The 26934-nt window shown below is 62.9% G+C and carries 27 protein-coding genes and 1 pseudogene; 22 read left to right on the forward strand and 6 right to left on the reverse strand.

All coding sequences use genetic code 11. From position 1 onward, the window contains the following. Positions 1–419 precede the first annotated feature (419 nt). Together AC5RW2_RS19640 and AC5RW2_RS19645 are read left to right on the forward strand one after the other, a co-directional pair. Positions 420–971 carry an NADPH-dependent FMN reductase gene (locus tag AC5RW2_RS19640; protein WP_493963695.1) on the forward strand — a complete coding sequence of 184 codons (552 nt, stop codon included), beginning with the start codon at positions 420–422 and terminating at the stop codon, positions 969–971. Between the two features lie 24 nt (positions 972–995). Beyond that, complete coding sequence (locus tag AC5RW2_RS19645) at positions 996–1529, forward strand: flavin reductase family protein (protein ID WP_493963696.1); 534 nt, start codon at positions 996–998, stop codon at positions 1527–1529. Between the two features lie 44 nt (positions 1530–1573). On the opposite strand, the pseudogene AC5RW2_RS19650 reads toward AC5RW2_RS19645, so the two are convergent. From AC5RW2_RS19650 to AC5RW2_RS19660, 3 genes and pseudogenes are all read right to left on the reverse strand, one after another. Continuing rightward, positions 1574–1813: pseudogene (locus AC5RW2_RS19650) on the reverse strand (integrase core domain-containing protein); the annotation flags it as partial. 297 nt (positions 1814–2110) lie between these two features. Next, positions 2111–3046: a MarR family winged helix-turn-helix transcriptional regulator gene (locus tag AC5RW2_RS19655; protein WP_493963697.1), complete on the reverse strand. Its 936-nt coding sequence runs from the start codon at positions 3044–3046 to the stop codon at positions 2111–2113. Between the two features lie 334 nt (positions 3047–3380). After that, positions 3381–3530, reverse strand: coding sequence for a hypothetical protein (locus tag AC5RW2_RS19660; RefSeq protein ID WP_493963698.1), 150 nt, complete (start codon positions 3528–3530; stop codon positions 3381–3383). A gap of 338 nt (positions 3531–3868) precedes the next feature. Between AC5RW2_RS19660 and AC5RW2_RS19665 the strand changes: the two genes are divergently transcribed. The 6 genes from AC5RW2_RS19665 to AC5RW2_RS19690 all read left to right on the forward strand — a co-directional run bounded on the left by AC5RW2_RS19665 (position 3869) and on the right by AC5RW2_RS19690 (position 8049). After that, entirely contained in the window at positions 3869–4063 is a 195-nt protein-coding gene (locus tag AC5RW2_RS19665) for a thiolase family protein (RefSeq protein WP_493963699.1), read from the forward strand. A gap of 181 nt (positions 4064–4244) precedes the next feature. Continuing rightward, positions 4245–5018: an electron transfer flavoprotein subunit beta/FixA family protein gene (locus AC5RW2_RS19670; RefSeq protein ID WP_493963700.1), complete on the forward strand. Its 774-nt coding sequence runs from the start codon at positions 4245–4247 to the stop codon at positions 5016–5018. Between the two features lie 27 nt (positions 5019–5045). Beyond that, positions 5046–6017 carry an electron transfer flavoprotein subunit alpha/FixB family protein gene (locus AC5RW2_RS19675; RefSeq protein ID WP_493963812.1) on the forward strand — a complete coding sequence of 324 codons (972 nt, stop codon included), beginning with the start codon at positions 5046–5048 and terminating at the stop codon, positions 6015–6017. After that, positions 6014–6952 carry a cytochrome b/b6 domain-containing protein gene (locus AC5RW2_RS19680; protein WP_493963701.1) on the forward strand — a complete coding sequence of 313 codons (939 nt, stop codon included), beginning with the start codon at positions 6014–6016 and terminating at the stop codon, positions 6950–6952. The genes AC5RW2_RS19675 and AC5RW2_RS19680 overlap by 4 nt, the downstream gene beginning before the upstream one ends. A gap of 54 nt (positions 6953–7006) precedes the next feature. After that, positions 7007–7540, forward strand: coding sequence for an NUDIX domain-containing protein (locus AC5RW2_RS19685; RefSeq protein WP_493963702.1), 534 nt, complete (start codon positions 7007–7009; stop codon positions 7538–7540). Further along, positions 7537–8049: a riboflavin kinase gene (locus AC5RW2_RS19690; RefSeq protein WP_493963703.1), complete on the forward strand. Its 513-nt coding sequence runs from the start codon at positions 7537–7539 to the stop codon at positions 8047–8049. Before AC5RW2_RS19685 ends, AC5RW2_RS19690 begins: the two co-directional genes overlap by 4 nt. 224 nt (positions 8050–8273) lie before the next feature. Here AC5RW2_RS19690 and AC5RW2_RS19695 read toward each other — a convergent pair whose 3' ends face one another. Next, positions 8274–9296, reverse strand: a complete 1023-nt coding sequence (locus AC5RW2_RS19695) for a LacI family DNA-binding transcriptional regulator (protein WP_493963704.1) — start codon at positions 9294–9296, stop codon at positions 8274–8276. A gap of 364 nt (positions 9297–9660) precedes the next feature. On the opposite strand from AC5RW2_RS19695, the gene hisD reads away from it, so the two are divergent. The 7 genes from hisD (at position 9661) to AC5RW2_RS19730 (ending at position 16026) form a co-directional block, all read left to right on the forward strand. Beyond that, positions 9661–11004, forward strand: a complete 1344-nt coding sequence (hisD, locus tag AC5RW2_RS19700; protein ID WP_493963705.1) for a histidinol dehydrogenase — start codon at positions 9661–9663, stop codon at positions 11002–11004. Positions 11005–11017: 13 nt separating this feature from the next. After that, positions 11018–11764: an SDR family NAD(P)-dependent oxidoreductase gene (locus AC5RW2_RS19705; protein ID WP_493963706.1), complete on the forward strand. Its 747-nt coding sequence runs from the start codon at positions 11018–11020 to the stop codon at positions 11762–11764. A gap of 415 nt (positions 11765–12179) precedes the next feature. Next, a complete protein-coding gene (locus tag AC5RW2_RS19710; protein WP_493963707.1) occupies positions 12180–12638 on the forward strand; it encodes an acyl-CoA thioesterase in 459 nt (152 codons plus the stop codon). Positions 12639–12703: 65 nt separating this feature from the next. Then, positions 12704–13858, forward strand: a complete 1155-nt coding sequence (locus AC5RW2_RS19715; RefSeq protein ID WP_493963708.1) for a bifunctional 2-methylcitrate synthase/citrate synthase — start codon at positions 12704–12706, stop codon at positions 13856–13858. A gap of 204 nt (positions 13859–14062) precedes the next feature. Beyond that, the gene (locus AC5RW2_RS19720) at positions 14063–14338 is read left to right on the forward strand and encodes a hypothetical protein (RefSeq protein WP_493963709.1); all 276 of its coding nucleotides are present in this window, start codon (positions 14063–14065) and stop codon (positions 14336–14338) included. Positions 14339–14385: 47 nt separating this feature from the next. Next, positions 14386–14979: a biotin transporter BioY gene (locus AC5RW2_RS19725; protein WP_493963710.1), complete on the forward strand. Its 594-nt coding sequence runs from the start codon at positions 14386–14388 to the stop codon at positions 14977–14979. A 228-nt stretch (positions 14980–15207) separates the two neighbouring features. Continuing rightward, positions 15208–16026: a class I SAM-dependent methyltransferase gene (locus AC5RW2_RS19730; protein WP_493963711.1), complete on the forward strand. Its 819-nt coding sequence runs from the start codon at positions 15208–15210 to the stop codon at positions 16024–16026. Positions 16027–16077: 51 nt separating this feature from the next. Here AC5RW2_RS19730 and AC5RW2_RS19735 read toward each other — a convergent pair whose 3' ends face one another. Continuing rightward, the gene (locus tag AC5RW2_RS19735) at positions 16078–16866 is read right to left on the reverse strand and encodes a DUF2238 domain-containing protein (protein WP_493963712.1); all 789 of its coding nucleotides are present in this window, start codon (positions 16864–16866) and stop codon (positions 16078–16080) included. 401 nt (positions 16867–17267) lie between these two features. On the opposite strand from AC5RW2_RS19735, the gene AC5RW2_RS19740 reads away from it, so the two are divergent. Next, positions 17268–18374, forward strand: coding sequence for an integrase catalytic domain-containing protein (locus AC5RW2_RS19740; protein WP_493963713.1), 1107 nt, complete (start codon positions 17268–17270; stop codon positions 18372–18374). A gap of 343 nt (positions 18375–18717) precedes the next feature. Here AC5RW2_RS19740 and AC5RW2_RS19745 read toward each other — a convergent pair whose 3' ends face one another. Further along, positions 18718–20982, reverse strand: a complete 2265-nt coding sequence (locus AC5RW2_RS19745; protein WP_493963714.1) for a hypothetical protein — start codon at positions 20980–20982, stop codon at positions 18718–18720. A 762-nt stretch (positions 20983–21744) separates the two neighbouring features. On the opposite strand from AC5RW2_RS19745, the gene AC5RW2_RS19750 reads away from it, so the two are divergent. The 6 genes from AC5RW2_RS19750 to AC5RW2_RS19775 all read left to right on the forward strand — a co-directional run bounded on the left by AC5RW2_RS19750 (position 21745) and on the right by AC5RW2_RS19775 (position 26836). After that, positions 21745–22731 carry an ABC transporter ATP-binding protein gene (locus tag AC5RW2_RS19750; RefSeq protein WP_493951691.1) on the forward strand — a complete coding sequence of 329 codons (987 nt, stop codon included), beginning with the start codon at positions 21745–21747 and terminating at the stop codon, positions 22729–22731. Between the two features lie 2 nt (positions 22732–22733). Next, the gene (locus tag AC5RW2_RS19755; protein ID WP_493963715.1) at positions 22734–23582 is read left to right on the forward strand and encodes an ABC transporter permease; all 849 of its coding nucleotides are present in this window, start codon (positions 22734–22736) and stop codon (positions 23580–23582) included. Between the two features lie 21 nt (positions 23583–23603). Continuing rightward, a complete protein-coding gene (locus tag AC5RW2_RS19760) occupies positions 23604–24872 on the forward strand; it encodes a sensor histidine kinase (RefSeq protein ID WP_493963716.1) in 1269 nt (422 codons plus the stop codon). After that, positions 24865–25584: a response regulator gene (locus AC5RW2_RS19765; RefSeq protein ID WP_493963717.1), complete on the forward strand. Its 720-nt coding sequence runs from the start codon at positions 24865–24867 to the stop codon at positions 25582–25584. Before AC5RW2_RS19760 ends, AC5RW2_RS19765 begins: the two co-directional genes overlap by 8 nt. A 281-nt stretch (positions 25585–25865) precedes the next feature. After that, positions 25866–26171: a 30S ribosomal protein S6 gene (gene rpsF, locus AC5RW2_RS19770; RefSeq protein WP_136787676.1), complete on the forward strand. Its 306-nt coding sequence runs from the start codon at positions 25866–25868 to the stop codon at positions 26169–26171. 95 nt (positions 26172–26266) lie between these two features. Next, complete coding sequence (locus AC5RW2_RS19775; protein WP_493941671.1) at positions 26267–26836, forward strand: single-stranded DNA-binding protein; 570 nt, start codon at positions 26267–26269, stop codon at positions 26834–26836. Positions 26837–26934 lie beyond the last annotated feature (98 nt).

Consider the following 26934-nt stretch of genomic DNA (forward strand, 5'->3'; position numbering starts at 1 on the left):
TCAACGAGCGTTCGCTAATATTGCCGGTAGCCCGCCTCGTCGCGAACTCTCATAGTGTGCGTCCAATTTGACCCTAGTGGTGACGCGCTTCACAAGTCAATGCCTGTTCTTGGAGGGTTTGCCTCGGCCAAAGCTCGACGAAAACATTGCCACCGCTGGAGAAATTGGTTGTTCACTTTGCTTGTCGTTGTGCTATTCTCGCTCTCGTGACTGTGACTCTCGGCACAGCAGGGGGGTCTGGTCACAGCAAACATCCAAAGAAGGACGCAACGTAAGCCGTTGCGGACACACCGGGCCACAAAATCTCGGTGGTGTGAGACACATCGGTGTTTACACGCGTCTGGCTCCCGGTTTACTCCCTAGCTTCTTCGCTGTACCCACCGCGTAGTCTCATTTCCTGTCAACACAGATAGTGAGAAATGATGACGCTCAAGGTTTCGATCGTTGTCGGAAATCCGAAACCCAAATCACGCACTCTCAAGGTTGCTGAGACCCTAGTTGAGAAGATTTTCGGAACCGCCGCACACGAGGTGAACGTAATCGACCTCGCGGATCACGCCCATGAGATATTCAAGTGGCCGAGCGAGCGGATGAATGTCCTGAACGCGCAGGTCGCAGCAAGTGATGTGGCCGTCTTTGCCTCGCCCACTTACAAGGCCACCTACACCGGTCTCCTTAAGGCCTTTCTCGACCGATACCCAGCGAACGGACTCTCGGGTGTGACAGCCCTTCCTGTTCTAACAGGAGCAGATCTGTCGCACTCCCTGGGCCCAACGGTCAATTTTGCGCCGCTTTTGGTGGAGCTAGGGGCGGCGGTTCCCGGTCGTGGTTTCTACTTCGTCACTGGCCAAATAGATCGCCTTGAAGAAGTCGTTCAAGTTGCCGCAGACGAGTACTCGGCGAATCTCTCAAGACTCGCCAGAATTGCCTCGGCCATGCGGGAGGGCACCCATCAACTCACCGACGTGTAGACCCACCACGAAAGGAAAAACACCATGAAATCTGCGCAAGACACCAAAGAATATGTTGTGGGCGACAGCATCGACCAGCGAGCCCTTCGTAACACGCTGGGGCACTACGCCTCGGGCATTACAATCATCGCGGGGCATGACGGACAGGAACCAATAGGCTTCACCTGCCAGTCTTTCTACAGCGTCTCGATGGAACCACCGCTCGTGTCGTTCAGCGTCATGTTGAACTCGACTACCTACCCACGAATCCGCGAAACCGGTAAATTCTCGGTGAATGTCCTGTCTCACATGCAGCAGGACATTTCAAACCAGTTCGCGCGCAAGGGTACGGACAAATGGGCGGGCATAACCTGGAGTCCGACCCGGAATCGCAATCCCATCATCGCAGACACGTTGATGTGGCTCGACTGTGACCTGCACGCGGAGTACGAGGCCGGCGATCACTACATCGTGGTAGGCAGAGTCAACGAGATGAGCACCCCCGAGTGGCACGATCGCGACCCGTTGCTCTTTTTCAAGGGGCAGTACCGTCACCTCCTAGGAACCGGGGTCCTCTAGATAGTGGGGGACCGGGGACGCCCGATCCTGCAATCGAGGGTCCCCCATTTCAGGAAGACCGAGCTTCGAGACCGGTACGGTTTGGCGTAGGCCCATTCCTCGAGCAGGGTGCCGTTGAAGCGTTCGACCTTGCCGTTGGTCTGGTGCCTGTAGGGTCGGGTCCGGCGCTGCTTGATGTCCGGTCACAGGGCTGCGGCGAAGGGCAGGGAACGGTAGCAGGCGCCGTTGCCGGTGAGCACGCGTTTGACGGTGATGCCGCAGGAGGCGAAGAACGCGTTGGCCCGTTCCAGGAGGTGGCAGGACGGCAAAGGGCTGGAGGGGTCACCCGAACGCTGCGGACGACTGGGCTTGTCGGCAGTCGTTGATCTCGTATGAGCACTGCCGATGCCCTCATACCCACGATCGAATACTTAAGGACGATGGACCTCTCATAGCCTGCAGATCTAAAGCCGCTTAGCAGTAACACCCAATTTCCGCCAGGTGCAGACAGAACACCATGTATCTTTGGACCGTCCGTCGTACCGGTCTTAGCGGCGGCCGAGACCCCGATCCCGTGGATGGCGTTCACGCCCTATAGGTCATCAGGTCTCTCTGTCTACGGCCCCGGACTGCCCGGGTGCCGCCAAATTATCGAGTCCACGCGCCAATATCGGGAGCGCGCCCGAGACGCGAGCCACTTGCGACGCGGTCATCTGCTCAGTTAGGTCCACCATAAGGCGAGTCCTGGCTTGATGCACTGCGCGGTGGACTACTTCTCCCTCCTCTGTCATGGACACAAGAAATGCGCGCGAGTCCGATTCATCGGATACTCTGCTGACGTAGCCAGCTGCGACCGCTGCCGCAACCTGCCGGCTGAGGGTGGATCTGTCGAGTCCGAGAAGGTCGGCCAGATCGGAAATCCGGAGCGCTCCTGATGCCGACAGGCGAGAGAGTATCGAGATCGTGGATCGATCTATCGAAAGACCCGAGGTCTCCACCAATCGGGCGTGGAACTTATAAAGGGACCAACGAATGATCGACCCGAGCGCCTCATCAATCACGCGCTGATTCTGGTTCAACTCGGCGACATCGCCCACCGATGATTCCGCTCCCATAGCCACCCTTCCTCGCTTTCTGACTACTTCTGGCAGGACAACGTGAAGCTGCGGCACGCGGTGCCTTGGCCCATGGGGCAAGGACGCTCCGCGGCCAAGTGGCTCGGCCGCTCCCTGCAAGTCTGCACCATGCCTCCTTGGGCTCGGACCGCCATATCGTTGTATCATGACACACATATATGATATAAACTCAGATGCGCGCGGCTGGTATCGCGGTTGCCTAGCGTCCGGGTGACTGGTGCCCTCGATCCAGCCCATGGCGCGGTCGGCAGCAGGACGCCCGGCACCGGGCCGCGCGCAGTGCGGTGTTTGATCGCCGTATAGCTCACCGGCCGCTGCTTGTCCTGCGTGCAGACGGCGTGTCAGATTTGCTGCAACAGGCTGCGGTTGTTGCCCTTGCCTAGGTGTACTCCCGAATTTCATTCACGAGCGGTACCCTGGGCCTCAATCTTCATCCGGTCCAGCAGCCGGGTCGGCGCCTCGACCGTGTATGGGCCGACTTTCGCCGCCAGCATCAGGAAGTAGGCCGGTGTCCACAAGAATGCCGTGTCCTCGTATCCGTCCGGCGCGGGGCCGCCGGGTCGGTGACAAAGCCGCGGCGCCGCGTGCCGCGCTGAGCACGAAATAGTTGACCGTATCGACCGGACTTGCCAGCCCGGGAGTGCTTTCCTCCAGTCCACCTCCTGCCACCGCAGCTTCGGCAAGCCGATCAATTCGGAGAGTTCGGCCTCCTCAACCTGGCCCGGCGGGACCAGGCCTAGCCTCGGAACGGCGTCCGATTGTTGATCATCTCCACCTGAACCGCGACGGCTTCGTTCAACTCGTCCAGCGTCGCGAAGCGCCGGTCGGTAAGAAAGTGGATGATCCAGTTCGTCACGACCTTCATACCGGCTTCGACGTGACCCATGTCTTGCGGGCTGGCGGACCGGATGGGGCGTAGCGCGCGGGTAATGCTCTAGGAAAGCGGCATACGACTGGTTGACGTCCCGGGACCTCTCGTACCGGCCGATCTGGTTCGACGCGGTCGAAGTAGCCCGGCCCCGGTCGCAGCCATAAGCACTGGATTATTCTTCGACGGGACTGTGGACGTGGTGTGTTCCGTCCGCCCAGCCGGCGGATGCCGCTTAGCCCACCATGGCTCGAAATGCTGGCGTTAGACTCTGCTTGCGAAAGTTGTCGTAGGGTCTACGTCCGCACAAATAATACGTGTACCATACAATAAAGACCGACCAATGGAGCAAACCCATGAGAGAAGCTGTGACCGTCTCGACCGCTCGTACGGCGGCCGGCCGCCCTTACCGTGGCGCGTTCAACAATACGGAGGGGCAGTCGTTTGCCGGCCACGCGATCTCGCACGCACTGCGCCGCGCCGGTATCGGTGGCACTGAGGTCGAGGACGTCGTCTTGGGTGTTGCCCTGCAGCGGTCGGCCACGCTCTGATCGAGCGCAGGCGTCGTAGCGCGAAGCTGGTGGTCGTCACCATGTGTGTCGGCGGCGGCATGGGCGCCGCCGGCCTTTCCGAGGTCGCATAGTCGAACTCATTAATGTGGGATCCCGTTCGGGTCGCCTGTCAGGGCTCTCAATCGCGATCCGGAATTTCGATGTATCGAAGGAGTGACCAGTGAGAATCATCGTTCTGATCAAGCAGGTGCCCGATACCTACGGGGAGCGGATGCTGCTGCCCGACGGTCGCGTCGATCGTGAGGGGAGCGACGCGATCATCGACGAGATCAGCGAGCGTGCGATCGAGGTTGCCCTGCAGCGCAAGGACGCCGACAAGACGACCGAGGTCGTGGTGCTGTCCATGGGTCCTGCATCGGTGGGGGCGTCGTTGCGGAAGGCGCTATCGATGGGGGCGGATTCGGGCGTGCATGTTCTCGATGACGGGTTGGCGGGTGCAGATGCGGTGCGTTCCGCCCTGGTGATCGCGCGGGCGGTGGAGCGGGTCGGGGGTGTGGATCTGGTCGTGGCCGGGGACGCTTCGACCGATGGCCGTGGTGGTGTTATTCCGGCGATGGTGGCGGAGCACTTGGGCCTGCCGCACCTGGCTTCGGTTCATGATCTGCAGGTCGGCCCCGACGTGAGGGGGGGGCAGGTGACCGAGTCGGGTACGCGTGAAGTGCGCGCGGAGCTGCCGGCGATCGTGTCGATCACCGAGAGCGCTGATGAGGCGCGCTTTCCCGGGTTCAAGGGAATCATGTCGGCCAAGCGCAAGCCCATCGATGTGGTCTCGCTGTCTGAACTCGGGATCGACCCATCCTTCCCCGGGCTGGCGCGATCGGTCGTGCTCTCCACGGCGGAGCGCCCAGTTCGCGGGGCGGGAGTGAAGGTCCATGACGAGGGCGATGCGGCCGACAAGCTCATCGAATTCCTTGCCGCAGAGCGCCTGCTCTGAGCCGCTGAGAGATTGGAGAACACAACGATGTCGAACATCCTCGCTTTTATCGAGGTCTCGCCTACCGGTGAGATCCGTCCGTCGTCTGAGACGCTGATCGGTGCTGCAGCTTCCCTGGGCACCCCGGTTGCGGTCGTCGCGGTCGCGCCCGGGCAGGGTGCTGCAGTGTCCTCGCGTCTGGGCGAGTTGGGCGCCGCGCGCGTGCATATCGCCGAATCGGATGCCGCGGCCACGAGGGTCGCGGCGGCGCAGGTTGCCGCGCTGCAGACTGCGGTCGCGGAGTACTCGCCGACCGCGGTGCTGGCCTCGAACACACCGGACGGGGCAGAGGTCGCCGGCCGCTTGGCGGTGCGCACCGGCGGGGCGCTGCTGATCGACGCCGTCAGAGTGCGCGCGGACGGCGATCGCGTCGTCGCCTCCCATTCCGTGTTCGGTGGTGCCTACAACACCGAATCTACGGTCGAGGGGGGTCTGGCGATCGCAACGATCAGGCTCGGCGCGATCGAGGATGCCGCGCCTGCAGCATCCGCCGAGGCCACTACCGTCCCCGTCGAAGTCGATACGTCGAAGTTCGCCGTGATCACTGCCGTTAACGACGAGACTATCGTCTCGACCCGTCCCGAACTGCGGGGGGCGGCCACTGTCGTCTCGGGTGGCCGCGGGGTCGGTTCGAAGGAGAACTTCTCAATCGTCGAAGACCTCGCCGACTCGCTTGGCGCTGCAGTCGGTGCCTCGCGTGCCGCGGTGGATGCCGGCTATGTGCCGCATTCCTACCAGGTGGGGCAGACCGGCATCACGGTCTCGCCGCAGCTCTACGTCGCGCTGGGCATCTCGGGTGCAATCCAGCATCGTGCAGGGATGCAAACCGCCAAGACGATCGTCGCTATCAACAAGGACGAGGACTCGCCCATCTTCGAAATCGCCGACTTCGGCATCGTGGGGGATCTCTTCGAAGTCGTCCCGAAGATTGTCGAGGGAATCAAGGATAGGCAGAAGTGACTAGTACCGACACGAAGAAGAAGGGTGTGCACCAGCGCAGCCGTTGGTTTGCGCTCGTGTGGGTGATCCCGGTCGCCGTGGTTGTGCTCGCTGCGGTCGTTTTGGGGGCGCAGTGGCTCCGCAATCTTCCGGACGTGCAGTCGTTTGTGGCCGATCATCCCGGCCACACCGACCTGCCTGACGGCGCGCCGGAGGGATTCCCGGCCTGGCTGCGGTGGAGCCATTTCTTCAACATGCTACTGATGCTGATGATCATCCGATCCGGTTGGCATATGCGCACCACGCGGCGCCCGCCCGCCTACTGGACCCGCAACAACAAGGGGCTTATCCGCAGCAAGGGAAAGCCCACCAAGGTGAGCCTGGACCTGTGGCTGCATCAGAGCCTTGATGCGCTGTGGATCGTTCTCGGGCTCGTGTTCTACGTCCTGCTGTTCTCAACAGGGCAGTGGAAGCGGTTGGTGCCGGCGTCTTGGGAGCACATCCCCAACGCTTTGTCGGCGGCGCTGCAATATGCGTCGCTCGACTGGCCGTACGAGAACGCCTGGGTGTCATACAACAGCCTGCAGATGATCGCCTACTTCGTGACCGTCTTCATCGCGGCGCCGCTGGCTATCATCACAGGCATCCGCATGTCGGAGGCGTGGTCCAAGGACGCGAAGATCAACAAGGTCTACCCCGTCGAGGCCGCGCGGGCGATCCACTTCCCGGTGATGCTCTACTTCGTGCTGTTCATCATCGGCCACGTGACCCTCGTGTTCACGACAGGTGCGCTGCGAAATCTTAACCACATGTTCGCCGGGCGCAACGACGACAGTTGGGTCGGTTTCTGGTTCTTCGCCGGGGCCGTCGCGCTCATGGTGGTGCTGTGGGTGGCGGCCCGGCCGTTGATCCTGCGACCCATCGCATCCCTGATGGGAACGGTCACTAAGAACTGACCAAAGGCGATAGCGCGTCACACAGAACCGGCCCGGGTCTAGGAGGACAGGAAGATGAGCACGATCGAGCTATCCTCTGGCATCAGGGGTCTCTCTGGCGCTGCATGTGGCATCCCCCCGGATCACATTGTCATCGCTGTCGTCATTGAATGGCGGGGCCGGATTGCCCTGTTCAGAAGGAGCGGCCGCGTCGGCAATGACAGCGGCCGTTGGCATTGCATTACCGGATTTGTGGAAGCTGGGGCAACGCCCGAACAGCAGGCTCTTGAAGAGCTGTTTGAGAAAACGGGGCTACAGGCCAAAGACCTCTTGGATCTCCGACAGGGGCCAGACCTTGTGGTCGCCGGCGGCCCCGGAAAGCCTTGGCTTGTTCACACTTTCACCGCCCTGACATCCCGCCGGCGGTTGAGAACCAACTGGGAACACGACTCTTACCGGTGGACTGCCCCGCACAAGGCAAAGCGCTTTACTAATCGGGTCACCTGGCTGGACGAAGTGCTCGACGCAACCGGCCATTACCCCGCTACCGTCCCGGCACAACAGCCACGGACCAATATAAAACAGCTAGATCAGCGAGTGAGTCAATGAAAGCCATTACCAAAGTGAGCGCCTCTTCCGGCGCCAGTCGCTTACTGCCGGCCGCCGTCGTTGGGGCTCAAGTCGGCGGCGCCGTCCGGCTTGTAGGCGTAGTTGAGCATGGTGATGCCCGCGGCCGGGAGCTTGGTTATCCCACGGCCAACATCTCCGTGCCGAACGAGGAAATCCGGGACGGTGTCTGGGCGGGCACTGTCTGCCTTGGGCCGGAAGGGCTGGGCGAGACCTATGCTGCCGCTGTCTCGGTGGGGCGGCGCCCGACATATTACCGCAGAGGGAGCCGGCTGCTGGAAGCCCACCTTCTGGGCTACAGCGGTGACTTGTACGGTCGCAAGGTTCTGGTGACGCTGCACTCATGCATACGACCCCAGCGAAGATTCCACGGAACCGATGAACTCGTAGCACAGATTGAGGAGGACGTGGCGTTCGTGCGATCCTGGGCCGCACCGCTCCTACCAGCTGTTCTCACAAAACCATTCGACACCACAAACACCCCGCGGTGAATGCGGCCGGGCGGAACCCGTTACGGCACGTTCGAGTGAACTGCACTTCTCTGAACGCTCGTACCAAAACGCCTATAGCAGATCTTGAGCCGGCAGTTCAAGGAGCGGAGGTGGCCCGCGGCCGACGCAAACGCCGGCCCTTACGGAGCGATTGGCCTACGAGACGACGGGCTGACACGACCGCGGGCTTACGGCGTGCGCGTGGGGCATTGCGCGAGTCTGCACTAGGGGTGCGGGAGGGCTTGGGGATGTGCTGCGGCCAGCCCGGTGCTACGCCTTATGATCAGGTCGCATGGAAAGTTGATCGGCCGGGGGGGCAAGTCTGGCTGGTTGATGCGTTCTAAAAGAAGTTGTACGCCTTTCCGTGCCATTTCGCGGCTGGGTTGGCGGACAGTCGTGAGGCTAAAGGATTCCCAGCCGGCCATGTCGACGTCGTCATACCCTATGACCCAACAGTCCTGGGGGGCTGCCAGCTTGTGTCCGTACAGTGCATCGAGCGCACCGAATGCCATGTAGTCGTTTGCGCAGAAGACCGCCTGGGGGCGGTCTGCCCGGGACAGGAGCTTGCCCATGACCTGGGCGCTCAGATCGTGGGAGAAGCCACCATGGAAACGGAAGCGCTCAGGGACAGCGTGGCCCAACTGTTCCATCCTTTCCAAGAAGCCGCGCGCACGATCGCGAGACGTGCTGGCCTTATCCGTACCTCCAATGAAGGCGACCCGGGTTTTTCCATGTTCGATTAGGTAGTCGGCGACGGCGGCCCCACCCTGAAGATTGCTACTTGTGACTCTGTCACAATGAAGCCCGTCGACCACGCGGTTAATCAGAACGATGGGACTGTTCTTTTCTATGGCTGCCTGCAGTTCCGGAGATTCCTCTGTAACGGTCGTGAAGATGACTCCGTCGACCGCACGTTCACGGATAGCCTTGAGCGCATCTTGGTGGCCGCCTCCTCCTGAGTTCCAGATCACAAGCCGGAACCCTGCGGAGTCGAGTTCGCGGCTTAGTTCGTCGAGAACTTCGACATAGAACGGGTTTGCGAGATCGGCAACTACCACCCCGACAGCATGCGTCCGACGCGTCTTCATAGCTTGAGCACCGGCATGCGGTACGTATCCCAATGTTTCCATGGCCGCGTGAACCCGCGCCCTTGTTGCGGGAGTCAACTTGGTCGAAGAGGACACAACACGTGAGACCGTGGCCTGCGAGACTCCGGCGAGCTTTGCCACATCACGGCTTGTGACCATCTCTCAGCGCTCTCCTTTTGGTTTTCCAACGAATTCAGGACATGGATTCGGGTTCGTCATCCCCACAGTAGCTAATGGCGAAGCGGTCCGTACGCACTCGTTATGCAGGTTGATCCATCTGGCTGGGTAGCGGTGTGGTTGCCGCACTCGGCCTCCCGCAAAGACGTGCTGTGGACCTTTGATGCACCGTAAGGCCCTCGGAGCCATCTTGCCGATACTTATGCGCACGTTGTGCATACGTATACGTTTTGTCCAACGTGCCTTGCCGGTCCTATGTGCATACGTATACACTAACGCACTGGAAACATGTTTGGGCAGGGGCGTCCCGGAAACCGCCCTCCAAGGAAGATGGAAAGGTAATCGGATGACAGCTATGTCAGCAGTAAAGTCGACCGTGGAGCACACAATGTTAAAGGCGCCGGCGCGGAACAGCGCCTCCCGGGGGAGCACAGCGGAAGTTCGGGCCACCGTGGAATCGGTCATCGCCGACGTTCGACTCCGCGGAGACGAAGCCGTCCGTGAATACTCGCAGAAATTCGATAATCACGCTCCTGAATCGTTCCTGCTCTCCCAACAACAGTTGGAGGAGATCGTCGCTCGTGTCCCCAAACAGACGATTGAGGACATCAAGTTCGTTCAGGAGCAAGTCCGCCACATGGCGCAGAAACAGCTTGAATCACTATCGGACTTCGAAATTGAAACAATGCCAGGGGTTTACCTCGGACAGAAAAACGAACCCATCCAGGCAGCTGGCGCCTATATCCCCGGGGGAAAGTACCCGCTCCTAGCTAGCGCGCACATGACTATCATCACGGCCAAAGTAGCCGGTGTTGAACGCGTCGCAGCCTGCACCCCATTGATCCAAGGTGAAGTTCCGGACGCGACTGTCGCCGCGATGCATCTGGCAGGCGCCGACGAGATCTACCTCCTCGGCGGTATCCAGGCTGTCGCCGCAATGGCCATCGGTACGGAATCCATAAAGCCAGTCAACATGCTTGCCGGCCCCGGTAATGCCTTCGTTGCTGAGGCCAAACGGCAGCTCTTCGGGGAGGTCGGCATTGATCTTTTCGCCGGTCCGACTGAAGTGCTCATCGTGGCAGACGAACATGCAGACCCATTCATCGTGGCGGTGGATATACTCTCGCAGGCCGAGCACGGACCCGATTCCCCGGCGGTCCTGATCACTACCAGCGAGGATCTCGGCCGAAAGGTGATCGATCACATCCAAACAATCCTTGTGGACATGCCGACGCGGGACTATGCGAGCGCGGCCTGGCGTGATTGGGGCGCCGTCCATATCGTCGACACTGTCGAGGATGCCTACGTCCTCGCTGATGAGTACGCCTACGAGCATGTGCAGATCCTCACACAAAACCCGCGCGAAGCCTTGGAGAAGATGCACAATTATGGCGCGTTGTTCCTGGGTGAAGGTACATGCGTGTCGTACGGGGACAAGGTCATCGGCACCAACCACGTCCTACCCACTCGCGGTGCTGCACGTTACACCGGCGGACTATGGGTCGGAAAGTACTTGCGAACTGTTACCTACCAGGAGGTCACTAACACCGAATCGAGTATTTTCTTGGGTGAGCTATGTGGCCGAGCATCTAGGGTGGAACGGTTCGAAGGCCACGCCCGTTCGGGCGACGTTCGAGCAGCCAAGTACAGCGGCACTTCCCTGCCATGGTCCAGCCACACCTTCAAATAACTAGGAGCAACGGGTGCCGAATTTCCGACTTGACGGAAAAAAAGCCCTGGTCACCGGAGCAGCAGGCGGTCTCGGCAAGGCAATCGCTGATGGCCTTGCCGAGTCCGGGGCGACTGTCTACGGAACCAGCAGAAACGAGGCAAGTTCCCAGCAAATCAGCGAACGCTACGGGACTCCCAGCCTGCCAGTAGACCTCGCGGATGCCGACAGTATCCACAAGTTCGTGGACACCATAATGGATCGGAGCGGAGGGATAGATCTCCTCGTCAACAATGCCGGAGTAAACGTGCCCAAGCCAGCGCTGACCCTCACAGAAAAAGACTGGGACCAGGTGCTCGATACCAATCTGAAAGGTACCTTCATCCTGACAACAGCCATGGCGCAGCACTGGGTGGACGGGGAAGACCTCGGCGCCGTTGTCAACGTTGCATCTCAAGCCGGCATCGTGGCAATCGAGGAACGGGCCGCCTATGGCACCAGCAAAGCGGCCCTCATCCACCTCACCAAGATTCTTGCACTCGAATGGGCGCCTGCTGGGATCCGTGTCAACGCCATCGCGCCAACATTCGTGCGCACGGAATTGACTGCCTCCACGCTCAACAGGCCGGACTGGGCGGCCGAGCTGCTGTCAAGAATCCCTTTGGGCCGCTTCGGTGAACCTAAAGATGTCGCGGGAGCCGTCGCTTTCCTGCTTAGTGACGCCGCTTCTTTGATTACGGGCCACACGCTAACCATCGACGGCGGGTACACGATCCGCTAGCTTTGGGTTCCGAGTCGAGTAACCATTGTGGTTCGACAGCGGTGCTGGCCGCGCTGGGTAAGCGCGCAGTGTTTCCCGCTGGCGCCTACGGTAACTGCGCGTTCACTCATGCCCCCTGGGGCGGCGCTAGGTGACCTCAACCGGCAAGTTCTGCGACTTAAGAAGATGCTGGAGGGTTTCGAGGTGGACGGGATCGAAGACCCCCAACCCTGTGCCATCGTCGACGAAACCCGAGCTGACTTGGCAGACTCCCGGCCCATTGACGGATGCCGTGCAGATGACAACGGCTCCCGAAAAACTTGGGCTGTGTAGCACATAAACTCCCATGAAAGTTGTTGAGCGCTACAACATAAACCCGATGCATGTATACTACAATCAAGTTGACGCATGGATTGCGACTTAGTAGGAGAGAGCCGTGGACATCCAAACTGCAAAGTCCGAGAAGAACCTGACCCGGAGTGACTTCCGTATGATCTGTGAAGTCAGCCCGCGGTGGGCAGACAATGACGTGTTTGGGCACCTGAATAATGCGGTGTACTACCAGCTCTTCGACTCGGCGATCATGGGGTGGATCATAGAGGCCGCCGGGTTTGATCCGATGTCCTCTACCAGCATTCCCGTCGTGGCTGAGTCGAGCTGCAGGTTCTTCCGGGAAGTAAGTTTCCCGAGCAGACTCGACATCGGGCTGCGTTTGGAGCATCAAGGCACCAGCTCCGTGGTATACCAGCTGGGTCTCTTTAATAAAGGCGGCGGCCAGCAGTCGGAATCGGAGGTTGCAGCGGTGGGGCGCTGGGTACACATCTACGTTGACCGCCAATCCAGGCGCCCGTCTTCGGTCCCAGAGGCTGTACGGGCGCTGCTCAAGGCTTTTTAGCATCAACCCGGCGAGATAGTTCAAAGTGCCCGGTCCTGCACTGACCACAAGACATAGGAGTCGCCATGAGCACTCATGCAACCACTAAAGCACCGCAGATCCACAAAGGGCTGGCCGGCGTCGTCGTCGACACCACGAAGATCTCCAAGGTCAACGCCGAGACCAACTCGCTGCTGTACCGGGGTTACCCCGTCCATGACCTCGCTGCACTCTGCAGCTTCGAAGAGGTGGCGTACCTGCTGTGGAACTCAGAACTTCCCGACCTCGTCCAGCTCCACGACTTCACCGCGGCCGAACGCGGCGGACGGGCGCTGGATCCCGTGCTGAAGTCGGTCATCGATGCGCTGCCGGTTGAAGCCCACCCGATGGATGTCTGCCGGACGGCGGCCAGTGTGATCGGAGCCCGGCACCCGCTGGCCGGAGATTCCTCGACGGAGGCGAACATGGCCAAGGCTTTGGAGTTGTTTGCGGCGTTCCCGGCGGTCGTGGCCTACGACCAGCGCCGGCGCCGCGGCCAGGACCTGGTGGAACCCCGCGAAGACCTGGGCTACGCCGCAAACTTCCTCTGGATGTCCTTCGGTGAAGAGGCCGCCCCGGAAGTCGTGGACGCGTTCAACATCTCGATGATCCTGTACGCGGAGCACTCGTTCAACGCCTCCACCTTCACCGCCCGGGTCATCACCTCTACACTTTCCGACCTGCACTCGGCCGTCACCGGTGCCATCGGCGCGCTGAAGGGCCCGCTGCACGGCGGAGCTAACGAGGCGGTCATGCACACCTTCGAACAGATCGGCATCCGGGCCGACGAATCCCGCGAGGAAGCCGCCGCACGCGCCCGGACCTGGATGGAGCAGGCACTGGCCGAAAAGCAGAAGGTGATGGGCTTCGGCCACCGGGTCTACAAGAACGGCGACTCCCGGGTACCGACCATGAAGGCGGCCCTGGACAAGATGATCGAACACTACGGGCGGCCGGAAATGCTCGGCCTCTACGACGGGCTGGAGCAGGCCATGGCCGACGCCAAGGACATCAAACCGAACCTGGATTACCCCGCCGGGCCCACCTACCACCTGATGGGGTTCGACACGGAAATGTTCACCCCGCTGTTCGTGGCCAGCCGGATCATCGGCTGGACGGCGCACATCATGGAGCAGCTGGAGTCGAACTCGCTGATCCGCCCGCTCAGTAACTACGACGGAACGGCAGAACGCTCTCTCTGAAAGAGTGCAGCTGCGTCGCGAAGCCGGTGGCAGCTGCCCTAGAACTGCATGGGGCACCGGACGAACATCCGGATCGTCAATCCTACCGCCACGATTCAGGTGCCCCACCGCCACCATGCTCGCGGCGAAACGAACAGTGATGGTTAGCGCAGCTGCAACTGTAACAAGGACAGCTAATACGAAATCATTTAGGAAACAGCCCTTATGGAGAAGACCTCGCAACCGACTGCAATAAAGCCAATAAAAGTTGATGACTGGGTCGCGCTCAAAGGCATCTCGATCGATGTTCGTTTAAAAGGCAGAATCGTTTGTTCAGGCATCGTGGACGCGGTGACAGAGGACGGGGCCATTCTTTGGGTGCACGCGGCAGGGTCCCAAAGAAAACTTTTCGAAAAGAGGAGCTCATATGAAGCGTGGACTGATGAGCAATCTGACCCCTTCATATACAGGATCTCAGGAAAATCAAAAATATATAACTAGGTAAGCAGCTTGGCCGGCGATGATTGCCGGAATGAGAAGGAGCAAACATGAGTACAGTTGCAGTCGTGCGCCAGGGTGTTCTGGCCGATGCCCTGGTCCCCAGCACCGCCCTGGCCAACACCGCGCTGGTTGTCGGCGGTGCCGGTTTGACCGCCGTGATGGCGCAGCTGGCCGTACCGCTGTGGCCGGTCCCGATCACGGGCCAGACCCTGGCCGTCCTGCTGGTGGGCAGCACGCTGGGCCCGCTCCGCGGCATGCTGTCGATGGTACTGTACTGGGTGGCCGGCGCGGCCGGCATGCCGGTGTTCTCCGAGGCGTCGTCCGGCCTGGCTGCTGCCGTTGGCCCGACCGGCGGCTACCTGGCGGGCTTCATCGCCGCCGCGGGGCTGACCGGATGGCTGGCCAAGCGCAACTGGGACAAAAAGTTCCTGGGCGCCACCGTGTCATTCCTGGCGGGCACCGTCATCACCTTCGTCTTCGGCATGGCCTGGCTGGCCATCTCCCTGGGCGCCGACCTGCAGCAGACGCTCGAGTGGGGCCTGTACCCGTTTATCATCGGCGGCATCGTGAAGTCGCTGATCGCGGCGGCCGTCATGCCGGCAGCGTGGAAGCTGACGGCTCGACTGCCCGAGAATTCTTAATCGGTTAGCGAGGCGCACGGCCCGGTTCAGTAGCCCGCCACCGGCCAACAGTGCCGGCCCTGTACCCAGGCGCGGCCACGGAAAATCCGCGGCCCGCCCAAGGTGCGGCGCAGCGCAGGTTCGGCCCGCAGCCCCAGCATCCAAATTTTTTGCTGGAAATTGTCCGGCCCCGGACCCATCCTTGAAGAACCCCAAAACGAGGGGCCTTCAATCGCAGGAGGAAGGGCCATGAGCAATCAACCGGTAGATTCGGGGATTAAGGCAAAGCACCGGGCCATGTGGGCCCTCGGCGACTATTCCGCCGTCGCCACGGAGGTGATCCCGGCGCTGGGCACCGCTCTCGTCGAGGCAAGCGGCATTCGCAAGGGCGACCGTGTTTTGGACATTGCCGCCGGTTCCGGCAACGCGGCCATCCCCGCGGCGCAGGCCGGGGCACAGGTCACCGCGGCGGACCTCACTCCCGAGCTGTTTGAGAAAGGGCGCCGGCTGGCCGAGGAGGCAGGGGTTTCGGTGGACTGGCTGGAGGCCGACGCCGAGAACCTGCCGTTCGGGGACGGTACCTTCGATGCCGCGATCTCCTGCGTGGGGATCATGTTCGCCCCCAACCACCAGGCGAGTGCCGACGAACTCGTCCGCGTGCTGCGGCCCGGCGGCACGATCGCCCTCGCCAACTGGACTCCGGAAGGCTTCATCGGCCAGATGTTCGCGACCATGAGGCCTTACGCACCCCCGCCTCCTCCGGGGGCGCAACCCCCGCCGCTGTGGGGCAACCAGCAGCACGTGCTGGACCTGCTCGGGGACCGGGCCACCGACGCCGTGGCCCGGCGCGAAAAGCTGACGGTCGACCGGTTCGCCACCGCCGCGGAGTTCCGCGACTTCTTCAAGGCCACATATGGCCCCACCATCAACACGTACCGCTACATCGCGGACCAACCCGACCGGGCCCAGGCTCTCGATCAGGAACTTGTCGAACTGGCCCACCGGCACGATCTCGGCGGCGGAACGATGGAATGGGAGTACCTGTTGTTCACGGCCCGCAAGAGGTGACTTCGCTGGACGTGGCGTCTGGTCAGGGGGATGATGGTTCGGCTCGAAGGGCTATGACCGCTCCTGACGAGGCGCAGAGGGGCTGAAGTCGCGGTTTCGAAGCAGCGAGCTGACCGGGGGAACCGGGTGGCCGCGGAGGTGGATTCCCACCGCGATCGCCACGGCTATCGCCCCGAGAACTCCGCAAATGATGTCCGTCATCGTGTCCTGAAGGTTGGCGTTTTGTGCGTGACTGCCCAGGAGATGGTCGCTGGTGAATTCGGCGATTTCCCAGGCGGCAGCGACGAAACCGCCAGAGGTCACCACCCCGGCCACCAGCAGAGAGGGCGGAAGGTCGAGGTGTTTCCTCCGGCCGACCGTACCGAGGGCGAACGTGATGGCGCACCCCCCGAGCAACCCCGCGAACACGTGGATGACCTTGTCCCAATCGGGCCTTAAAGCATAGAGCCCCAAACGGGTTCCGGCGAACGGTCCCGCAAGCAGGAACACCAGATAGCAGGCGTGCAACCACGCGGGGAACCGGGCCTCGATGGCCCGCTCCACCGAGGAGGGAACCAGTGCGGCCACGGCCAGCAGGGCCGGAACCACGGCCTCGCTCCAAGCATTAGTTACGGCGGCCACTCCCAGGAAACCAAGAAAAAGCAGCTCGACCGGGATCAACATCGCCGTTCCTGGGACGGCCAGGAACGACCGGACGCCCGAGCGGAACGGCAGGGCCGCGGTGCCGGCATCTCCTTCGGCGGGCTGGCCGACCATCGGCGCACCGCTCTCCGGGCGCCCTGGGGTCCTTTTCGGCACGTCGGGTGCGCCGGAGGGGCCGGGGGCGGGAGGCAGATTCATGGTGTGGGGCTGACGATCCGGATGTCGCCACTCCCGCGGGTGCCGGCCAGCATGGCGGCCTTGACCGACAGCGAACTGCCGCAGGTGAAAAATACGGCATGATCCGCGCCTCGGCCCGAGCAGTGGCCCGGCCGCGTGAAACCATGGAGGTCCAATCGGCGATGCTCTGCCAGCGCCTCCAGAATTGGCACCCCGCACTGGTCCATGGGCCCCCTCAGCCGACCGTTACAAGTTCCGGGTCACGTTATCGGCCCGAACCCCGGTGCGCAAGGAGCCGCGTTGACTCATAGAAAACCTCCGCGTAGCCGGATACGTTGCCTCATTTGAAAACCTCCGCGTAGCGGCGTGTTGGACGGTGCAGGCAGCTGGTGCCGGTTATGCCCGTTTCTATGGAGCTAACGATGGCCCAGCGGCAAGCCGTGACGAAGAAAAAAGCCCTAGCCTACAAGAATGCCGATCGTGCAGGCAAGTCCCGGATCCTGGACGAGCTGGTCGAGCTGACCGGTTGGCACCGCGACTACGCCCGGGCTGCCCTGCGGGACGCATCGGTCTTGAAAATAGTCCGCCCACGGCCGGGCCGGGCACCCGTCTACGGGCCGGACTTGCAGCCGGCGCTGATCAAGTGTTGGACGGTGCTGCGCGCCCCGGCCGGCAAGCTGCTGGCCCCGATGCTTCCGGTCCTGGTCCCGCTGCTGCGCCGCGACAAGGAACTCGAGATCTCCGATGAGCAGGCCGCCCTGCTGATGAGGATGAGCGCGGCGACGATCGACCGCAAGCTCTGCGGAGAACGGGAGAGACTGCTGCCACGGGGACGCTCGCATACCAAGCCCGGCACCCTGCTGAAGTCCCAGATCCCCGTGCGGACCTGGGCCGACTGGGACGACGCGGTCCCCGGCTTCGTGGAGATCGACTTGGTCGGCCACGACGGCGGCAACAGCAACGGCGAGTTCTGCTTCACCCTGACCGTGACCGATATCGCCACCGGCTGGACCGTGAACCGTTCGGTCCGGAACAAGGCCGCCAAATGGGTCTTCGAAGCCCTCGAACACGTCACGGCGGGATTCCCGTTCCCCATCATCGGGATCGATTCGGACAACGGCTCCGAGTTCATCAACGAGCATCTGCTCGCCTACTGCCACGCCCGGCAGATCACGTTCACCCGGTCCCGGCCCGGAAACAAAAACGACGGCGCGCACGTGGAACAGAAGAACTGGGCCCGGGTCCGCGAACTCGTCGGTTACCTGCGCTACGACACTGCCGCGGAATTGGACAAGCTCAACGAGATCTGGGACCTGGACCAGACCTTCACCAACTACCTGCTGCCCCAGCAGAAACTCATCGAGAAGCAACGCAAAGGGGCCAAAGTCATCAAGAAGCACGACGCCCCGGCAACACCGCACCAGCGGGCGGTCCGGCACGAAACCATGCGCAAACATCCCGTCATCCACATAACGCCGCGTTCAAACGCATCAAGCCCGGAGCACTCTCACGCCAGATCCTGGCCCTGACAGCGGAACTGGAAACCCTTGCCCTGGCCAAGAAGCCCGCCCGCACCAAACCCGTCAACAAGGCATGGAACGCCTGAGCCTCCCCGAAGGAAATCCACTGAGTCGAAGAAACCGCTATCCGGAGGTTTTCAAATGAGGCAACGAATCAAAGTTCCCGGAGGTATTGCAATGAGGCAACAGGGGAGCGCGATCCGATGGAGCGAGTGGGTCGGCCGGTTGGGCCGGCCGGCTATCCTGGCACAGTTGGCCGTCTTCGGCGTCAATAGAAACAGCGGGCAGGGCACCGAGTGCTCTGCCCGCTGTTCCCGCTCGGCGGCTCGTTCAGGATGCCAGCCTAGGCTCGTTAGAGGTCGGTGACCGTCGTTGTCTTCGCGGCGCCGGTCTCGGCGTCGACGGTCACGGCGTAGGACCTGGTTGCGGTCTCGACGGTGACGACGAAGGATTTCTTCTTGCCGCCGAAGTCACGCTTGGTGGCTACAACGCGGCCGGTGGAGTAGTTGACCTCTTCGAGTGCAGCTGCCATCGCCTCGGTATTGTGCAGGAAGCGGCCGTTGTTCGACTTCACCTCGAAGTCGATGACAGCTTCACGCTCGCCCTCCGCGTCCTGGGCGGGCAGAGTCCACAGGATGTGCAGGACCGGTGCGGCGTTGGACTCGTAGGCGTCGGCGGATCTGTTGCCCTCCCCTTCGATCTTCAGGGTCAGGGCGTTGCCCTGGGACCAGTCCTCGCGGTCGATGATTTGCTGGGCCAGCCCGGACAGGTCGGGGGTCCGCTGGTCGGGACCGGCGGCGCGGTCTTCTGTCCAGAGCGGGATGTCCGACCAAGCTACGCCGTCCTCGGTGAACGTGCGGGAGGTGAGGTCGTACGCTTCTTCAGTGAAGGGGGAAGAATCACCGGTGTTTTCGGCGAGGATTTCCATGCTGAAGTTTTCGGTGGACATCTCCGGCTCGTCGACGGTGAATTGCACGTAGGCCTGCTTGATCTGGGCGCCCGCGGGGACTGCCAGGTCGTCGAAGCGCAGGCCGATGGCTTGGCCGGTGGAGCCTTCGTTGGCAATCTCTAGGTCGGATGAATCGAGGTACATCTTTCCGTTGGACAGGTACTCTTCGATGTCGTCGTTACCGGTGCGGATGGGAGAGACGGTGTAGCTGTCGGTGGAGCCGACGTTGATTAGCAGCTGGACCGCATCGGTGTGCACCTTTCCGTCCACGAGGGCGGTGACAGTAATCCGGATGGGCATATTGGCGAGGGGCGCGTTGGCGACGGTGACGGTGCCGTCGTCGGAAATCTCCACCATGTCGGAATCGGCGGAGTAGGCCACGGTGTGGCCGGTGAGATCCACGGCGTTGCCTTGGGCGTCGGTGGCGGTAGTGGCCAGCTTGACGGACTCCCCGGGTGTGAGGGAGTCCTGGGACGCCGTCAGATCGAACGTGGCAACCTGGACCGTGTCCCGCTCCGGGCCGCCGGTAAGCCCGAAGGGCTGGGTGAAGGTGATGCCGCCGGGGCCGATGAGCTCGGCGCGGACGTAGGAGCCGGCCTTGCCGGTGTGATCGTCCAGGTCGATGGCTGGCCCTTCGGCGATCACTTGGCCTTCGGAGATCCAGCGCACCGAGTCCGTGTCCACGCCGGTGATGGTGATAGAGTCCTTGGCCTCGTCGACGACAATGTTGGAGATGGTGGGCGTCATCCCCTGGGACACGAAGTCGCGGCCCAGTTCCCGGTGGGAGACCTTGGCGGAGGCGTAGAAGGCGCCGGTTTCCATCGAGTGGCGGAATGCGTTTTCGCTCAGTTCCGGCATCAGGTGCATGTTGTAGGAGAAGCCCAGCGCGCTGTTGGAGTGGGCGTCGTCGTTGGAGAAGCCCCAGACAGGGCGTTCGGGCATCATCTCGGTGAGGATGTTGTCCCAGAGGATGCGGTCGGACGCGGAGTCGCCGTCTTTCTTGTTGACGATCTCCATGCCCATGGAAGAGTCGTACCGGGTGAACAGGTCCACGTACTTTTGCACGGTTTCCGGTTTCGTGGAAGCGACGATGCCTTCTGCCCCGGTGTTGCCGCGTCCGCCGGTGTAGCGTCCGGGGTGGGCGACCGCGGAGACGCCGCCGAGCTCCTCTGCCTGGGCGATGTTGCCTTCGAGGGTGGCACCGGATGCGTTGTTGAAGTCCGCCCAGTAGGTCAGGAGGTGGTCGGAGCGGGACTGCTCGTTGGAGTTGGTGACAGGAAGCATGCCGTTGCCGTCGCGCCCCTCGCCCGCCTTCAATTGCTCGAGGCGCTCGGCGCTCAGGTAGGTGAGCGGACCGCGGGCGTTGGACGCCGGACGGTCGGTTCGGTCCCAGGTGGTGTTGGTGAAATTGTGGTCGGTCAGCGCGAAGATATCGAAGTCCTTCGCGTAGGCGTCCTCGAAGCGTTCGGCCGCGGTGTTGCCGCCGTCGGACTCGTAGGAGTGGTTGTGCGTGCCTGCCTTGTACTGGTCCCATCCCGACCAGTCCACTGCGGCGTACGGATTGTCGATGGTTAAGTCGAATTCGGTGGCGAAGGCCGGTGTCAGGATGGTGCCGCCCAACACCGTGGCGAGGGCGAGCGTCGTGCAGGCGCGAGTGCTGCGTTTCATTCTCTAGGTCTCCAGAAATGTTGTTGTCCAACTGCCTGAATGCCGCCGTTTCCGCGGGGCCGGAGGTGCTGTGACCGGCCCGGCGGGTCCCGCCGGCATCTTCGACCCTAGGGAGCGCCGAGTGTGGGAACGCCGACCATGGGTGGCGGGACGGTGAACCAGTGCTGAATGTTCGGCCTCGCGCCACAAGATCTGCACGGCGCTCCCCGAAACTGCAAGAAGGAAGCACCGCTGTGGCCGGCGTGATGCGACGCTGGTGGAAGACTCTCCGCATGGACGCTGTGGAACGGAAACAAGCCGAGGAACAACTGCACGTTCTAGACGGCATCCTCATAGGGATGAGGCGGAGGGAAGAGGTTTTCACCGTTGTCGAAGACCTGTGTGGACATGAACGAAGCAGTTGGCCGCCTCAACGCACTGCTGGGCCTGGATGAAATCTGTAGTCGCGTGATCCTCGATATGCAGGTACGAAGATGGACTCGGGGAACTCGCCGTGCCATTGAGGATGAGGCGGAAAGCATCCGCTCGGCCCTCGGCAGGCGCTAGCTGGCAGAGCTGCCCGCGAAGGGGCGCGCTCCGGGGCCGCTCAAGGCATCCCCCGGTAGAGCGGCGTGGTCCCGGCCGCATAGCGTCATCCGCAGGGATGATCCAGCCGGCCGACAAGATCATCCTTGCGTGCGCTGTGCCCGCTGCCGGCAATCCGTAACGTAGCTAGTGGCCCCGAAAGCCAGGGCGCCATCCCACACACGAAGGACGGTTCAGATGATCGAGGCACAGGGCCTGGTCAAGGTCTACGGAAACAAACCGGCAGTGCAGGGCGTCTCCTTCACTGTGCAGCCCGGCCGGGTCACCGGCTTCCTGGGCCCGAACGGCGCAGGCAAGTCGACCACCATGCGGATGATCATGGGACTGGACCGTCCCACCTCCGGCGACGTGCTGGTCAACGGCAAGCACTACGCCAAGCACCGCGCACCGCTGCGCGAAGTCGGCGCCCTGCTGGACGCCAAGGCGGTGCACACCTCGCGCACCGCATACAACCACCTCCGGGCCATGGCCGCCACCCACAGCATCCCCACCAAGCGGGTGCACGATGTCATCGAGCTGACCGGCCTCGGCGCAGTGGCCAAGAAGCGCGTCGGCGGATTCTCGCTGGGCATGGGGCAGCGGCTGGGCATCGCGGCCGCACTGCTCGGTGACCCGCAGACCATCATCTTGGACGAGCCGGTGAACGGACTGGACCCGGAAGGCGTGCTCTGGGTGCGCAACCTGGTCAGGGCGCTCGCGGCCGAGGGACGGACGGTGTTCCTGTCCTCCCACCTGATGAGCGAAATGTCGCTGACGGCGGACCATCTGATCGTGATCGGCCGCGGCCGGATCATCGCCGATGCGCCCATCCAGGACATCCTGAACAACCGCGCCCAGCGGGTGCGGGTGCGCACCGACCGCCCGGACGTCCTCACCCGGGCTCTGGCCGGCGAGGGCGTCAGCGTCGAAGCGCGCGAACCGGAACTGCTGGAAGTCAGCGGCGTGGCGGCGCGGGCCATTGCCGAAACCGCTCTCGCCCAGCAGGTGCTTGTTTACGAACTCACCCCGCTGCAGGCGTCCTTGGAAGAGGCCTACATGGACCTGACCAAGGACGACGTCGAATACCATTCCGGCCCGGTGGCCGATGTACATGACCATGCCGGCACCGCAGAGTCCGGACGGCACGCTGCTGTCGCCGCCGGCGCCAGCCAGGAAGGAAACTGACCATGAGCGCTGCAACCCTGACTCCCCAAGCCGGGCGCGTCACCGGCCACGGCGTGAGCTTCCCCCGCACGCTGCGAAGCGAGTGGATCAAGTTCACCACGCTGCGTTCCACCTGGGTGCTGCTGGCAACCACCGTCCTGGTGATGGTCGGCATCGGCCTGCTCGGCGGCTGGGGCATTGCCACCGGCATGGAACAGATGGAATCCGCCGGCCAGGACCCTGCCGCGGCGGGCATGGACGTGTCCATCCTGTACCTGATGACCAGCGGCGGCCTTGACTTCGGCCAGCTGATCATCGGCTCGCTCGGCGTGCTGCTGATCGCCTCCGAATACTCCACCGGCATGATCCGGTCCACCATGACGGCGGTGCCGTCGCGGCTGTCGCCGCTGTTCGCCAAGGCCCTGGTCGTCGCGGTGGTGGCCGCCGTCGTCGGCATTGTTTCCAGCTTCATCACCTACTTCCTGCTGCAGCCGATCCTGGCCAACTACGGCCGGGAATTCGGGCTGGACGTGGACCACCTGGTGCAGTCCATGCTGCTCTCCGGCGTGTACCTGGCCATCGTGGCGCTGATGGGCCTGGCGCTCGGATCCCTGCTGCGCAACAGCGCCGGCGGGATCGTCACCCTGGTGGTGCTGCTGCTGGTGCTGCCGATCGTCGCCCAGATCATCCCCTTCGACTGGGTGCAGGACGGCGTCATGCCCTTCCTGCCGTCCAACGCCGGACGGCAAATGGTGATGCTGGAAACCGCCGACGGCGACCTGACCCAGTGGCAGGGCGGGCTGGTCATGGCGGCCTGGGCCGCAGTGCTGCTGGCCGGCGCGGCGGTGACCACCAAGGCGCGGGACGTCTAAGCGCCCGGCTAGGCTCAACGGATGACTGACAAGCCTTCGGTGAAGGAGGCGGCGGAACGAACGGCCGCCGTCTCCTTCACCGAAATTTCTTCCAAGCGCCGGGGTCCCATCCGGCGCTATTTCCATACCCACCCGGTGGCGATGGACTGGGTGCTGATCGGCATCCACGTGCTGTTCGGACTGCCGAATGCGGTAATGACCGCGGCCGACGGCGAGTGGTCGCCGCTGCTGCTCCTGTTGGCCGGAGGCGCGGCGTTGGTGTGGCGCCGCCGGTACCCGCTGCTGGTGCTGGCGGCCATTGCCGTGGTGGACATGTTGATTGTGCTGGTGACCAGCACCGGCAGCGGCTCCTTCGCCATGTGGTTTGCCGTCTACACGGTGGCAACCACCCAGCCCGCGGTGCGCGCCATCGCGGCGGCGGTGCTCGCCGTCGTGCCGATGATGGTGGTCATGGCGGTCCGGATGCCGCCGGAGATCGCCAAGCAAATCGCTACCGGGGAAGTCCCGGCCTTTGTTGGCCTGATTACCGGGCTGGTGCTGATCTTGGCAAACATCATCGCCGCGGGGATTGGCGTCACCGTCCGCCGGGACCGGCTTCACGATGCCGAACTGCAGAGCTGGGCGGTGGACAACACCAAGCTGGCGTCGGCGAACGAACGCACCCGCATTGCCCGGGAGATGCATGATGTGGTGGCCCACTCGCTATCGGTGATGATCGCGCTTTCTGATGGCGCCGCCGTCGTGGTCCGCAAGGATCCGGAACGCGCCGGGCAGGTGCTGGACCAACTCTCTGCAACGGGCAGGACGGCGCTGGCGGACATGCGCCGGGTGCTGGGAGTGCTGCGCACCGAGAACGGTGCGGACGTGGCCCCGTTGGCACCGGCGCCGTCGGGCGATCAGATGAGCGGGCTGCTGGACGGCTTCCGGGCAGCCGGCCTGCCGCTGCGCACGGTCATGTCCGGGCCGGCGCTGCCGGACGACCAGAATTTCCGACTCACCGTGTTCCGGATTGTGCAGGAGTCCCTGACCAACGTGCTGCGCTACGCCAAGGGCGTGTCCAGGGTTGACGTGGCGTTGATCCGCGACGGCGACGCCGTGCACATCACGGTGGCCGACGACGGCCGGGACGCCGGCGAGTCCGACTCGCTGGGTGCCGGCCAAGGCCTCGTTGGCATGCGCGAACGCGCCGCCATCTACGGCGGCCGCGTTGCCAGCGGGCCGCGATCCGGCGGTGGTTGGATGGTGGAGGCAACCCTGTATTGGCCCGGAGAGGAAGAGACGAGTGTCTGAGAGCACCGAAGGCAGCCCGGCCGGGCCGGTGAAAGTCCTGCTGGTGGACGACCAGCCGCTGCTGCGGATGGGCTTCAAGCTCATCCTCGAGGGCGAGGACGACGTCGTTGTGGTGGGGGAGGCGTCCGACGGCGCCGAGGCGCTGGAGCTGACCCGGCAACTGGCGCCGGACGTGGTGCTGATGGACGTGCGGATGCCGGTGCTGGACGGGATCGAGGCCACCCGGCAGATTGTCACCGCCGGGCTGCCGGCACGGGTGATCATCCTGACCACGTTCGATCTGGACGAGTATGCGTTCGCCGGGCTGCAGGCCGGAGCCAGCGCCTTTCTGCTGAAAGACGTGGCGCCCGCAGAACTGGTCCAGGCGGTGCGCCTGGTCTCCTCCGGCGACGCCGTGGTGGCGCCGCGGGTGACGGCACGGCTGCTGGAGACGTATGTGCGCGGTTTGTCCCCGGTGGGCAGCCCGGCGGCCCCGCCGCAGCGCGACCCCTTGCTGGACGACCTGACGCCGCGGGAACTGGAAGTGCTGCAGACCATCGCGGAGGGCCTGTCCAACGCGGAAATCGCGCACCGGTTCTTCCTCTCGGAAGCGACCGTAAAGACGCACGTGCGGCGGATCCTCGCCAAGCTGCACCTGCGCGACCGGGTGCAGGCCGTCGTCTACGCCTACGAGACCGGCCTGGTAGTGCCGAGCCAAGGACTGGACTACTGACGCAGTCCGTCCCTGGGGCCAGGCCTGCACCCTTGACCCGCGCGGCGCGGTGCGCCGAAACATGGCCGCGCTGTGGAGGACAGGTCGGTCCGGCGGATTTACGCGCCCGGTCCGGTGTCCGGTAGCATTGACAAGTCTGTGCTGTCAGCACCAGCCGGTATTCCTTGTGACAATAGCCAAAACACATCCAATATCCCTGTGCGGTGGCAGGCAGGCAACGCAACAGAACCTCCTGTTACGGAAAGACCGTGACCGCTTAGCCCGAAGGAGGTGGGTTCACAATGCGTGCTTATGAACTGATGGTAATCATCGACCCCGAGGTCGAAGAGCGTACCGTAGAGTCCTCGCTCGACAAGTTCCTCAATGTCGTCCGCAACGACGGCGGAACCATCGACAAGGTGGACATCTGGGGACGCCGCCGGCTCGCCTACGACATCAAGAAGAAGTCCGAAGGCATCTACGCGGTGGTCAACTTCACCGCCACTCCCGCTACTGCTGCTGAGCTTGACCGCCAGCTTGGTCTGAACGAGACCATCCTGCGCACCAAGATCATCCGCCCGGAGGAGCAGAAGATCTCCGCTGAGTAATCAGCTGTGATCGCCGCGTCCTTTCCGGGACCGGCATTGACGAAGACAATCCCGCGCACCATCTGGCAAGCGGGACCAGGACATCAGGAGGCAACATGGCAGGCGAAACCGTTATCACGCTCGTCGGTAATCTCACCAACGATCCCGAGCTGCGGTTCACTCCGTCCGGGTCCGCGGTAGCGAACTTCACCGTTGCATCCACGCCGCGGACCTTCGACCGCCAGTCCAACGAGTGGAAGGACGGGGAAACCCTGTTCCTCCGCGCGTCGGTATGGCGCGAAGCTGCCGAGAACGTCGCCGAAACCCTGACCAAGGGCATGCGCGTGATCGTTCAGGGCCGGCTGAAGTCCCGTTCGTACGAAACCAAAGAAGGCGAAAAGCGTACCGTCATGGAGCTTGAGGTCGACGAGATCGGCCCCTCGCTGCGCTACGCCTCTGCCAAGGTCACCCGTACCCAGCGCTCCGGCGGCGGGCAGGGCGGCTTCGGCGGCGGCCAAGGCGGCTTTGGCGGCGGCGGCTTCGGCGGAAACCAGAACCAGGGCGGTTGGGGCGGACAGCAGTCCGGCCAGCAGCCCGCACCCCAGGATGATCCGTGGGGAGCACCGGCCGGCGGCAACTCCGGCGGCTGGGGCAACGGTCCGGATTCCAACGAACCTCCCTTCTAACAACAAACCCCATCCCGTGGAAAAGATCCACGGGCTCCACAAGATAAAGGAGCTCCACGATGGCTAAGGCTGAAATTCGTAAGCCCAAACCAAAGTCC

The sequence above is a fragment of the Arthrobacter sp. B0316-1-20 genome, assembly GCF_059091865.1.

Bases quoted from the DNA above. Each gene is read 5' to 3' on its own strand.
- AC5RW2_RS19640 (WP_493963695.1), top strand. From the start codon at position 420: ATGATGACGCTCAAGGTTTCGATCGTTGTCGGAAATCCGAAACCCAAA.
- AC5RW2_RS19645 (WP_493963696.1), top strand. From the start codon at position 996: ATGAAATCTGCGCAAGACACCAAAGAATATGTTGTGGGCGACAGCATC.
- AC5RW2_RS19655 (WP_493963697.1), bottom strand. From the start codon at position 3,046: ATGAAATTCGGGAGTACACCTAGGCAAGGGCAACAACCGCAGCCTGTT.
- AC5RW2_RS19660 (WP_493963698.1), bottom strand. From the start codon at position 3,530: ATGGGTCACGTCGAAGCCGGTATGAAGGTCGTGACGAACTGGATCATC.
- AC5RW2_RS19665 (WP_493963699.1), top strand. From the start codon at position 3,869: ATGAGAGAAGCTGTGACCGTCTCGACCGCTCGTACGGCGGCCGGCCGC.
- AC5RW2_RS19675 (WP_493963812.1), top strand. From the start codon at position 5,046: ATGTCGAACATCCTCGCTTTTATCGAGGTCTCGCCTACCGGTGAGATC.
- AC5RW2_RS19685 (WP_493963702.1), top strand. From the start codon at position 7,007: ATGAGCACGATCGAGCTATCCTCTGGCATCAGGGGTCTCTCTGGCGCT.
- AC5RW2_RS19690 (WP_493963703.1), top strand. From the start codon at position 7,537: ATGAAAGCCATTACCAAAGTGAGCGCCTCTTCCGGCGCCAGTCGCTTA.
- AC5RW2_RS19695 (WP_493963704.1), bottom strand. From the start codon at position 9,296: ATGGTCACAAGCCGTGATGTGGCAAAGCTCGCCGGAGTCTCGCAGGCC.
- hisD (WP_493963705.1), top strand. From the start codon at position 9,661: ATGACAGCTATGTCAGCAGTAAAGTCGACCGTGGAGCACACAATGTTA.
- AC5RW2_RS19715 (WP_493963708.1), top strand. From the start codon at position 12,704: ATGAGCACTCATGCAACCACTAAAGCACCGCAGATCCACAAAGGGCTG.
- AC5RW2_RS19720 (WP_493963709.1), top strand. From the start codon at position 14,063: ATGGAGAAGACCTCGCAACCGACTGCAATAAAGCCAATAAAAGTTGAT.
- AC5RW2_RS19725 (WP_493963710.1), top strand. From the start codon at position 14,386: ATGAGTACAGTTGCAGTCGTGCGCCAGGGTGTTCTGGCCGATGCCCTG.
- AC5RW2_RS19730 (WP_493963711.1), top strand. From the start codon at position 15,208: ATGAGCAATCAACCGGTAGATTCGGGGATTAAGGCAAAGCACCGGGCC.
- AC5RW2_RS19735 (WP_493963712.1), bottom strand. From the start codon at position 16,866: ATGAATCTGCCTCCCGCCCCCGGCCCCTCCGGCGCACCCGACGTGCCG.
- AC5RW2_RS19740 (WP_493963713.1), top strand. From the start codon at position 17,268: ATGGCCCAGCGGCAAGCCGTGACGAAGAAAAAAGCCCTAGCCTACAAG.
- AC5RW2_RS19745 (WP_493963714.1), bottom strand. From the start codon at position 20,982: ATGAAACGCAGCACTCGCGCCTGCACGACGCTCGCCCTCGCCACGGTG.
- AC5RW2_RS19750 (WP_493951691.1), top strand. From the start codon at position 21,745: ATGATCGAGGCACAGGGCCTGGTCAAGGTCTACGGAAACAAACCGGCA.
- AC5RW2_RS19755 (WP_493963715.1), top strand. From the start codon at position 22,734: ATGAGCGCTGCAACCCTGACTCCCCAAGCCGGGCGCGTCACCGGCCAC.
- AC5RW2_RS19760 (WP_493963716.1), top strand. From the start codon at position 23,604: ATGACTGACAAGCCTTCGGTGAAGGAGGCGGCGGAACGAACGGCCGCC.
- rpsF (WP_136787676.1), top strand. From the start codon at position 25,866: ATGCGTGCTTATGAACTGATGGTAATCATCGACCCCGAGGTCGAAGAG.
- AC5RW2_RS19775 (WP_493941671.1), top strand. From the start codon at position 26,267: ATGGCAGGCGAAACCGTTATCACGCTCGTCGGTAATCTCACCAACGAT.